Raw genomic sequence first — 9,307 nt, forward strand, 5'->3', positions numbered from 1 at the left:
GAGGCCGCCCGCAGCACACTCGTTATCGGTGTCACTTAGCGCTGACAGAACCGTGCTATTCACCGCTGACATCTACACGAGCGGACTCGCATGGCGATGGGCAGGCAAATCTCCGTTTTCCTTACCTGCGACACGGACCGTCGGCGGTGACGCATCCGGCGCTTGTCCCGCCGCTGGCGATCGAGCGCTACCGCGTCCTTGAACCGCACCTCGCCGATGGCATCCCGCTCGCGGACCTCGCCCGCACCGGCACGCTGAGCGAGCGGACGTTGCAGCGCTGGCTCGGGCGCTACCGTGCCGAAGGACTTGCCGGTCTCGCGCGTCTGCCGCGCAACGATCGGGGCAGGCTGCACCTGCCGGAACATCTGGTCGAACTGACCCGCACTCTCGCCACCAAGCGCCCGCGACCCCCGGTCGCCGCCATTCACCGAAAGGTGCAGGAACTCGCCATCGCGCATGGACACCGAACCCCCAGCTATGCGGCCGTCGCGCGTGTCGTCAGGGCGATACCGGCAAGCCAGATCGCCGCAGCCTCCGATCCGGCCGTCTACCGCGACCAGCACGAGCTAGTGCATCGGCGCGAAGCCGCGACCTCGAACGAGATGTGGCAGGCCGATCATACCGTTCTCGACCCGCAATTCGTCAGGCGTAAGCTGGCGCTGTCCGCGCTTGAGCCGATATCGCAGCTGGAAGGTGAATTGCTCGCCATCACGCACCATCAGCAATTCGCGGCGATCGCCCTTTTTTCCTTCATTACTCGCACCGAAAGCGATCGCCTGGCTCGGTATCAACCCCTTTGCGCCAGCCTCGGCGGTCACCTTCGCTGTCAAGGCCGGTACATGAAGGCCGCGTGGCGGCGCGCTGCGGATTGCCCCCACACAAGATGCCCCGCTCGAGCGGGCCTTCGAGATCGAACCTGCGCGGCGCGAAACGGGTCTTGGTGAAGCAATGCCCGGCTCGCCGGGCGGCAGCGAAATCCCGCTGCAACCGATCCCGGCACGAGTTTCAACACAAGAGGAGAAGATGAAGATGCGTAAATCGGCACTGGCGATCCTGCCTGGCCTCTTCCTGTTCGCGACGCCCGCGCTCGCACAAGACCAGCATGCTCAGCATCACCCGTCAGCCGCCAGTGCGGGTGTCGAGGCGGTGCTCGGCAGGTACAAGGCAGCGATCGAGAGCCTCGACGGTTCGAAGACCCAGGGCTTGTTCTCGCCCGATTCCGAGGTTGTCGAGAATGGCAAGCGCGAGGGCAGTTTTGCGAATTATCTCGCGCATCATCTCGGACCCGAGCTCACCGAGTTCCGCAGCTTCAAATTCGCGGACTATAAGGTCGATGTCCGGATGGAAGGCCCGCTCGCACTCGCGATCGAGAGCTATAGCTTTCGCGTCGAGCTCAAGACGGGCGACGCGATCGAACGTCAGGGGGTTGCGACCAGCGTCTTGAAGCGCGTCGGCGAAGGCTGGCAGATCATCAGCATGCACAGCTCGTCGCGCAAACCCAAGCCCAAATCCTGATCTCGAAGGGGCGCGGAAGGCCCCGTCGAGCCTTCCGCGCCCGCAGCGATGGACGCTGGCCGGCGCCGGCACGGGATCGCTCCGGCGCCGGAGCCGGTCAGAAGAAGTAGCGCAACTGCACGCCATATTGGCGCGGCTCGCCATAGACGGTGAGCGGCAGATCGGGGTTGGAGACGCCCGTCGGGTCGGTGCCCACCGCCTTGTAGCTTGCATAGCGCTCATTGGTGAGGTTGCGCCCGTAAACTGCCAGTTCCCAACGTTCGTTCGCGGGCTGCCAGGCAATGCGACCATTGATCAGCATTGAGCTGTCTCCCGCGTACCGCGCGTCGTTGTTAGGCTTGAAGAAGACCTTGTCGCGCCACGCAAGGTCCGTGCGCAATATTAGGTCGCCGCGGGTGCCGACGGGCAGCTTATACTCGCCGCCCAAGGTGATGTTCCATTTCGGCGCGTTGGGAAGCCGGTTGCCCTTGAGGCTGTTGCCCTGGTCGAAATAGATATCATAGCGGGCGTCAAGCCAGGCGAGGGTCGAGGTCAGCGTGAAGCGCTCGGTCGGGCGTGCCATGATCTCGGCCTCAACGCCCTTGATCGTCGCCTGGCCGGCATTGGTCGTGCTCGCGACGCCGTTGATATACTGGACGACCTGGAGGTTGGTGTAGTCGTAATAGAAGGCTGACAGATTGGCGCGCAGTCGTCGGTCGAGCAGCGTCGACTTCAGTCCGATCTCATAGCTCCACAGATATTCGGGGAGGAAGGGCTTGCCGTCGCCCAGCTGGAAGCCGCCTGACTTGAAACCGCGTGTGGCCGAAGCATAGGCCATGACATCGTCGCTGATCGCGTAATCGACCCCGAATTTGGGGGTCCAGGCAGTCCAGGATGCCGATGGCGCTCCGCTGTCGACCTGTACCGCGTTCGAAAACACGCGATAGGCAAAATCCTTTTTCTCATAGGAATAGCGAAGCCCCGCGGTCAGCTTGAGCCGGTCGACGAGTTCGTAGCTCGCCTGGCCGAAGAGTGCGAAAGCGTTGGTCGTGTTGCTCTCGGGGATCGCGAGGCGGCGGCCCGGCTCGAGGATACGGATTTCGTCGCTGCCTTTCTCGTTCAGGTAGAAGGCACCCAGGATCCAGCGCAATTTGCCGTCGCCCGCATTCATCAACTGGAGCTCCTGGGTGATGCTGCGCGACCGCTCGAAAAACTCGATGTTGCGCAGGAACAAGTCGGTCGCATCGACATCGAGGACCTGGACGACCTTGCTCTTGCGCAGTGCGCTGATCGACTTGAGCTTGACGGGGCCCGCGTCGAAACTGACCGTTGACGAAACCCCCCAGGCATCGACGTCATACCGCGGTACGGTGTCGAGCGCGATTTCGTTGCGGCGCGTCGGAATGGTGGCACCGGCGGCGGCGAAGCCCGGCGGGTAGGAGCCGCGGATCGAGGGATAGCCGGTCTCGCGATCCCGGCTGGCATCGGCGCGCAGCACGATTTCGAGATTGTCGGTGGGATCGAGCGCGAGGGTGACCCGGCCGGCGAGATTGCCCTCATTCTGGTAGCGCCGGCGCGTGACCGCGTCGCGATAGATGCCGTCGCGCTCATTGCCGAGCAGCGTCACGCGCAGCCCGGCCGTCTCGCTCAAGGGGCCTGCGATCGTACCGCTGAGCGTGCGCTTGCCGTAATTGCCCAGCGTCAGTCCGAGCGTTCCGCTGAGGTCGGCGGTCGGCATCTTCGAGATGATGTTGAGCGTACCGCCCGCTGAGTTGCGCCCGAACAACACGCCCTGGGGGCCGCGCAACACCTCGATGCGCTCGACATCGAACAGGTCCTGATAGCTCGTGGTCGGGCGGGCGATATAGACGCCGTCATAGTGCACCGTCGTGCTCGGATCGGTGGCGACGCCAAAGGCCGAGGTGCCGATACCGCGGATGTTGATGATCGCCATCGAGTCATTGGTGATCGAGACACCGGGCACGAAGAACTGCAAATCCTCGACATTGGAAATGCCCGTGGCCGCGAGCGCCTCGCCGGTCATCGCGGTGATCGACACGGGTACCTTCTGAAGGCTTTCCTCGCGCTTCTCGGCGGTGACGATGATCTCGTCGAGCCCCTCCTCATTGCGCGACACCTGTTGCGACCAGGCTGGCCCGGTTGCGAGCACGAGGGCGATCGCGGTCATCGCGGGTCGACCGATGTTCGTCATGCGAATGGAAAACGGGACGTGCTCGACATTCTCGTGCTCGATGATGCCGGAACCCCGGTGCGTCCTTGGCTGACCGTCATCGTTGACGATCACAGCCGAGCCATCGCCGGTTACTTCCTCAGCCTCGATGCCCCCAGTGCCCTCAACACGGCGCTCGCCTTGCGGCAGGCGATCTGGCGCAAGCCCAATCCCGAATGGATCGTCAGCGGCATTCCTATGCGATCGGTATAAGCGGCGCGAGCCGGGAACTGACGGAAGGGTTCGGCTCGCTGTTCGCGGCCGTGGTCCTGCTCTCGGTCGGAATCTGGATGCACGGCAAGGCACAAGCTGATCAATGGCAACGCTATATCCGCGAGAAAATGTCACGGGCGCTATCGGGCGGGTCGGGATGGTTCCTGTTCGGGCTCGCATTCCTGGTTGTCTATCGGGAGGTATTCGAGACGATCCTTTTCTACGCCGCGCTCTCGACACAGGGGAACACCGCGATGCTGCTGGCCGGGGCCGGCGCAGCGATCAGCCTTCTCGCCGTCATCGCCTGGGCAATGCTCCGCTACAGCCGGACGCTGCCGATTACGCAGTTCTTCCGCTACAGCTCATGGCTGATGGCCGCTCTGACGGTCGTGCTGGCCGGTAAGGGAGTCGCTGCTCTCCAAGAGGCGGGGATCATCGACATAGCGCCGCTCGCCAGCGTGCCACGTATCTCGATGTTGGGCCTGTTCCCGACATTTCAGTCGGTGCTGGCACAACTCCTGATGCTTGCCGCGATCATGATCGGGTTCGCCTGGAACCGCCGCGCCAAGCCGCGGACGGGCGGGCCGCTAGCCTAGCGGCAGGGCAGGTGACGCCCCTCTCTAAAGCGTTGCTGCCAACCCTGACCGTGCATCGCACCGTCTCACGCGCCTTGGCTCGCAATGTAACGGGAGGGCGGCGGGGAAAGCGCCGCCCTCGGGCCATTTACGCGGCCATCTTGTCGCAAGCGTCGGCGCACTTGCGACACGCGGCGACGCAATCCTCCATGCCGTCCAGCCCTTCGCAGCTCGACGCGCACGCCCGGCAAATCTCGGCGCACTCGCGGCAGATATGCCGGTGGTGCTCGGACTTGCGCGCCATGAAGTCGATCGCGACACTGCAAATCTGAGCACAGTCCAGCATCAGCTTCATGTGCTGAGGCTCGGCGTGTCGCCCGCCCGCCTCCAGGCAGTGATTCATCGCCATGTGAAGGCAGGTGATGTGGCATTCATGGCAGGCGTCCATGCACGCCTTCATCTCGGGATCGATCTGATGCATTGTCTTTCCTTCCATATGCGCCCCCCTCCCCTTGTATATACGCGGTTCTTGGCGCTTTCCCTCGCCGGGGTCGGGACTTCACCGTCCTTGCGGCTCGGACCATGGTCCAAGGTCAACCCTTTTCTTTAACGCAACGCAGACTCACATGTTCCACTCCGATCGCAAGATCGTCCAGGATCGGGCAATCCGGTCGATCTCCGCCCGCGCAGCGACGCGCCAGATCTTCGAGCGACTTGCGCATCGCTCGGAGCTCGTGCTCCTTGCGCTCCATCTCCGCGGCTCGTGCAAGCGCGAGGGCCTTGACCTCACCACTCGCCCGATCGCCGTCCTGCCACAGCGCGACGAGCTGGCCGATCTCCGAAATTGGAAAGCCCAGATCGCGTGCGCGGCCGATGAAGCGCAACATGTGGACTTCGCGTTCGTCATAGTCGCGGTAGCCGGAATCACGCCGCGTGGCCTTCGGAATGAGGCCGATCGCCTCATAATGGCGGATCATCCGCTGGCTGACGCCCGAAGCTTTGGCCGCCTGTCCTATATTCACGTATCGCCTCCTCAAGCCGCTGTCGGACGCCAACGGCGAAGCGTCAGAGCATTGGCGACGACGCTGACACTCGACAGCGCCATCGCCGCGCCGGCGATCACCGGGCTTAGATAACCGAACGCTGCCAGCGGGATGCCGACCAGGTTGTAGATGAACGCCCAGAACAGCCCCTGGCGGATCTTGGAATATGTCCGTTTGGAGATGTCGATCGCGTCCGCGACCAGGCGCGGATCGCCCCGCATCAGCGTGATGCCCGCTGCGTGCATCGCAACGTCTGTTCCGGTTGACATGGCGATGCCGACATCTGCTGCAGCGAGGGCAGGGGCGTCGTTGACGCCGTCCCCGACCATCGCGACCGTGCGGTCCCCGCCCCGCAATGCTGCTACCGCATCCGACTTTCCTTCCGGCAGGACATTGGCAACGAAATCGTCGATGCCGAGCTTGGCCGCCGCTGCGCGGGCGCTTCCCGCATTGTCTCCGGTCAGCATCACGCTGCGTATGCCACGGCCATGCAGCGCCGCCACGGCAGCAGCGGCGGAAGCCTTGACCTCGTCGCCGAACGCCAGAAGGCCGAGAAGGCGGCGTTCGGGCGCGCGTTCCGCGACCCAGGAGACCGTCCGTCCCTCGGCTTCCAGCCTGGCCGCCTCACTCGCCAGCGGTGTCATCACGATAGCTTCGTCGTCCATCAAGCGCGTGCTGCCGAGGATCAGGTTGCGGCCGTTGACGTCTGCAGCAACCCCGCGGCCGGGCAGGCCGCGCATCCCGTTGGCGCGGGCGGGTTCGACGCCTTCCGAGCTGGCCCACGCCAAGACGGCCCGGGCGAGCGGATGCTCGCTTCCAGCCTGAAGCGCCGCGGCGAGCGCGATCAGCTCGGCGCGTTCGGCCCCCTCGGCCGGCAGTGCGGCCAGCAGCGAGGGCTTGCCCTCGGTCAGCGTGCCGGTCTTGTCGAACGCGACGATGTTGATGCGGTGCGCGGTCTCCAGCGCCTCCGCGTCCTTGATGAGGACACCGGCCCGCGCGGCAACGCCCGTGCCGGCCATGATCGCGGTCGGCGTGGCCAGGCCGAGCGCGCACGGACAGGCGATGACGAGCACCGCGACCGCGTTCAGGATCGCGACTTCCACTCCGGCGCCGGCGATCAGCCAGCCGGCGAGGGTCAGCGCGGCTATGACGAGGACGATTGGCACGAACACGGCGCTGACCTTGTCGACGAGCCGCTGGATCGGAGCCTTGGCGCCCTGCGCGCTTTCGACAAGGCGCACGATGCGAGCGAGGGTGGTCTCAGCCCCCACCGCCGTCGTCTCGACCAGGATGAGGCCGTCCGCGTTGATCGATCCGCCGGTCACTGGGTCTCCAGCGGCCTTGGCGACCGGAAGGCTCTCTCCGGTGAGCATGGATTCATCGACATGGGTTGCTCCCTCGATCAGTCGTCCATCGACGGGGATGCGCTCGCCGGGCCGGACGCGGACGCGGTCACCCGAGCGCACCTCCGCCAGGGCAATCTCTCGTTCGCTGCCGTCGGTGCCGACAACGCGAGCCTGGTCGGGCCGCAGCGCCATCAGCGCGCGGATCGCCTCTCCGGTCTGACGCTTGGCGCGGCCTTCGAGCCATTTGCCGAGCAGGATAAGGGTGATGACGACGGCCGAAGCCTCGAAGTAATAATGCGCATCCATGCCGTGCATCGGCGCGAACAGCAGCTGGTAGAGGCTGAGCCCGTAGGCGGCCGATGTGCCGATCGCGACCAACAGGTCCATGTTGCCGGTTCGGGCGCGCGCGGCCTTCCAACCCGCGCGATAGAAGCGCGCGCCCAGCCAGAACTGCACGGGCGTCGCGAGCAGCAGCTGGATCCAGCCCGGCACCGCCACCTCGATACCGAACGGGGCCAGCAGCATCGGAACAACCAGCGGCAGCGACAGCGCCGCGGCGATCAGCACGTGGCGGAGCTCTCTTGTTGCGGCTGCGTCGCGGCGGGCGTCCTCGGCGCTTCGTTCCGCCTCCGCCGATCCGGTGCGCGCGAATGCGGTGTAACCAGCGCTTTCGACGGCCTCGACCAAGACATAAGTGGGGACGCCACCCACCGTTTCGATCCGCGCCGTCTCGGCTGCCAGGTTGACACTCGCGGAGCGGACGCCGGGCACTTTCAGCAGCGCCTTCTCGACCCGGCCGACACATGAGGCGCAGGTCATGCCCGTGATCGTCAGCTCGGTCGTTTGCGTCAACGGGGTGTAGCCCGCCGCAAGAACCGCATCGGCTACGGCAGCGACATCGGATCGTCCATCGACGAACTCGACGTTCGCGCGCTCCGTCGCGAGATTGACCGAGACGCCGGCGACGCCCGGCACCCCGGCGATGGCGCGCTCCACCCGCCCGACACACGTCGCGCAGGTCATGCCATCGATGGCCAGCGACAGCCTGTCTTCGCTTCTCGCCTGTGTCTGCATTGGCAGCTGCGCCGGGGCGCTCATGGTCGTCTCCACTACTGAGTCGATGGCCTTATCGTCCCTCACATCGTGTCAAGGTCAACAGCTAAATACACCCCTTGACCCTGACACAGTGTCAAACCCCACATCTGCTTCATCCACCTCATGGAAGAACGAAGATGATCGATTTCAAAGTTCAGGGAATGACCTGCGGAGGCTGTGCGCGCGGTGTGACCAGCGCGCTTCAGCGCGTCGATGCCAAGGCCGTCGTCAACGTCGACTTGGCGAGCAAGACCGTTTCGGTAAACTCGACGGCCGATGTACAGCAACTCAAGCGGGCCATAGAGAAGGCCGGCTTCGCGGTGACGCAATAGAGAGCCCTATTTTGCCTGAGGGCTTTCGGGGCGGGCGCGTAAAAGGATTGTGCGTTGATCCGCACGCGCCCGCCTCGCGATCATAAGTGCACCGGCCTGAAACGGTCATGACACCGGCTGAAGCCTCAAAAGTCCGCGTTGTTACTTTATGGGGCGGGCGCGACCTTGACGGTGCATCGCACCGTCTCACGGGCTTTCGCAGCAGCTTCTACGCACCTTTCAATCGCTTCGCGATTAACCGTCACGATTCTGTCGGCCGCGACGATCCCACGGAACGCGGTCGGGCTGGCGCTCTGCATTAGGCGCTGCCCTGCTTCCCAACGTGGTAGGCCGAGCGTTCACGCCGCGATGCGCTGCGCCATCTGCTTGGGCGTCATCGCCATGACCGGGGCTTTGGAAAGAATATGGACAACATGGTCGATGCGGCCGGTCGCCGTGTCCACGCCCTGCTGAAGCACGCCAAGCGCCTTGCTGTAGTCGGGCACGTTGATCGCGCGGCGCGCTCGGCCGCCAAGCCCTCCACGGCACTGAGCAGCCCCCACCGGGTGGTCCGGGTTGATAGTTAGTGCATTGTCGTCTCCGCCGCCATTGCCGGTCGGAGGTGGAGCGAAGCGGAACCGGAGGCCGGCAATGGCGGTGTCGCCGCTTCCGGGGCGGGTGGTCGATAGCCGAGGCTGCTGTGCGGTCGGACAGTGTTGTAGTGACGCCGCCACGCCTCGATCAGCACCCTGGCTTCAGCGAGGGTGTAGAAGATCTCGCCGTTCAGCAGCTCATCCCGCAGCGAGCCGTTGAAGCTCTCGTTGTAGCCGTTCTCCCATGGCGATCCCGGGGCGATGTAGAGCGTCTTCACGCCGATCTGCCTGAGCCAGGTCTGGACGGCGGCGGCGATGAACTCGCTGCCATAGCACATTGGGAAGCGGCCTCTCGAAGGGCCGCGTCGCCTTGATGGAGACAAGGGCGCGTAGCGCCCGCCGGCTTC

General features: G+C 64.7%; 10 protein-coding genes and 2 pseudogenes. 5 read left to right on the forward strand and 7 right to left on the reverse strand.

Features of this window, described 5'->3' with window-relative positions; translation table 11 throughout:
- A partial coding sequence (locus ACH0BU_RS17355) for a helix-turn-helix domain-containing protein (protein WP_500264409.1) occupies positions 1-944 on the forward strand: 944 nt, incomplete at its 5' end.
- A gap of 4 nt (positions 945-948) precedes the next feature.
- The gene (locus tag ACH0BU_RS17360; protein WP_500264410.1) at positions 949-1,515 is read left to right on the forward strand and encodes a YybH family protein; all 567 of its coding nucleotides are present in this window, start codon (positions 949-951) and stop codon (positions 1,513-1,515) included.
- 97 nt (positions 1,516-1,612) lie between these two features.
- On the opposite strand, the gene ACH0BU_RS17365 is transcribed toward ACH0BU_RS17360, so the two are convergent.
- Positions 1,613-3,682 carry a TonB-dependent receptor gene (locus ACH0BU_RS17365; protein ID WP_500264411.1) on the reverse strand — a complete coding sequence of 690 codons (2,070 nt, stop codon included), beginning with the start codon at positions 3,680-3,682 and terminating at the stop codon, positions 1,613-1,615.
- 81 nt (positions 3,683-3,763) lie between these two features.
- On the opposite strand from ACH0BU_RS17365, the gene ACH0BU_RS17370 reads away from it, so the two are divergent.
- Positions 3,764-3,937, forward strand: coding sequence for a TnsB C-terminal domain-containing protein (locus ACH0BU_RS17370; protein ID WP_500264412.1), 174 nt, complete (start codon positions 3,764-3,766; stop codon positions 3,935-3,937).
- A pseudogene (locus ACH0BU_RS17375) lies at positions 3,919-4,533 on the forward strand (FTR1 family iron permease); the annotation flags it as partial. The gene ACH0BU_RS17370 and the pseudogene ACH0BU_RS17375, both read left to right, overlap by 19 nt.
- Positions 4,534-4,660: 127 nt before the next feature.
- Here the strand turns inward: ACH0BU_RS17375 and ACH0BU_RS17380 are convergent.
- The 3 genes from ACH0BU_RS17380 to ACH0BU_RS17390 all read right to left on the reverse strand — a co-directional run bounded on the left by ACH0BU_RS17380 (position 4,661) and on the right by ACH0BU_RS17390 (position 7,999).
- Entirely contained in the window at positions 4,661-4,993 is a 333-nt protein-coding gene (locus ACH0BU_RS17380) for a four-helix bundle copper-binding protein (protein ID WP_046985870.1), read from the reverse strand.
- A gap of 112 nt (positions 4,994-5,105) precedes the next feature.
- Complete coding sequence (gene cueR / locus ACH0BU_RS17385) at positions 5,106-5,534, reverse strand: Cu(I)-responsive transcriptional regulator (RefSeq protein ID WP_079247197.1); 429 nt, start codon at positions 5,532-5,534, stop codon at positions 5,106-5,108.
- An 11-nt stretch (positions 5,535-5,545) separates the two neighbouring features.
- Complete coding sequence (locus tag ACH0BU_RS17390; RefSeq protein WP_269430554.1) at positions 5,546-7,999, reverse strand: heavy metal translocating P-type ATPase; 2,454 nt, start codon at positions 7,997-7,999, stop codon at positions 5,546-5,548.
- A 134-nt stretch (positions 8,000-8,133) separates the two neighbouring features.
- On the opposite strand from ACH0BU_RS17390, the gene ACH0BU_RS17395 reads away from it, so the two are divergent.
- Entirely contained in the window at positions 8,134-8,328 is a 195-nt protein-coding gene (locus ACH0BU_RS17395; protein WP_007407007.1) for a heavy-metal-associated domain-containing protein, read from the forward strand.
- 146 nt (positions 8,329-8,474) lie between these two features.
- Here the strand turns inward: ACH0BU_RS17395 and ACH0BU_RS17400 are convergent, their stop codons facing one another.
- The 3 genes and pseudogenes from ACH0BU_RS17400 to ACH0BU_RS17410 all read right to left on the reverse strand — a co-directional run.
- On the reverse strand, positions 8,475-8,627 hold the full coding sequence (locus ACH0BU_RS17400; RefSeq protein ID WP_007407005.1) for a DUF6118 family protein: 153 nt from the start codon (positions 8,625-8,627) through the stop codon (positions 8,475-8,477).
- A gap of 39 nt (positions 8,628-8,666) precedes the next feature.
- On the reverse strand, positions 8,667-8,813 hold the full coding sequence (locus ACH0BU_RS17405; RefSeq protein ID WP_205499316.1) for a hypothetical protein: 147 nt from the start codon (positions 8,811-8,813) through the stop codon (positions 8,667-8,669).
- A 77-nt stretch (positions 8,814-8,890) separates the two neighbouring features.
- Positions 8,891-9,229 (reverse strand): annotated as a pseudogene (locus ACH0BU_RS17410) (integrase core domain-containing protein); the annotation flags it as partial.
- Positions 9,230-9,307: the final 78 nt, after the last annotated feature.

This window comes from Sphingomonas olei (genome assembly GCF_045369765.1).
In the GTDB taxonomy this organism is placed as follows: Bacteria; Pseudomonadota; Alphaproteobacteria; order Sphingomonadales; family Sphingomonadaceae; genus Sphingomonas; species Sphingomonas panaciterrae.

What these genes read in the sequence shown, in the direction of transcription:
- ACH0BU_RS17360 (WP_500264410.1), top strand. Translation starts at nt 949, where the DNA reads ATGCCCGGCTCGCCGGGCGGCAGCGAAATCCCGCTGCAACCGATCCCG.
- ACH0BU_RS17365 (WP_500264411.1), bottom strand. Translation starts at nt 3,682, where the DNA reads ATGACCGCGATCGCCCTCGTGCTCGCAACCGGGCCAGCCTGGTCGCAA.
- ACH0BU_RS17380 (WP_046985870.1), bottom strand. Translation starts at nt 4,993, where the DNA reads ATGCATCAGATCGATCCCGAGATGAAGGCGTGCATGGACGCCTGCCAT.
- ACH0BU_RS17390 (WP_269430554.1), bottom strand. Translation starts at nt 7,999, where the DNA reads ATGAGCGCCCCGGCGCAGCTGCCAATGCAGACACAGGCGAGAAGCGAA.
- ACH0BU_RS17395 (WP_007407007.1), top strand. Translation starts at nt 8,134, where the DNA reads ATGATCGATTTCAAAGTTCAGGGAATGACCTGCGGAGGCTGTGCGCGC.
- ACH0BU_RS17400 (WP_007407005.1), bottom strand. Translation starts at nt 8,627, where the DNA reads ATGCAGAGCGCCAGCCCGACCGCGTTCCGTGGGATCGTCGCGGCCGAC.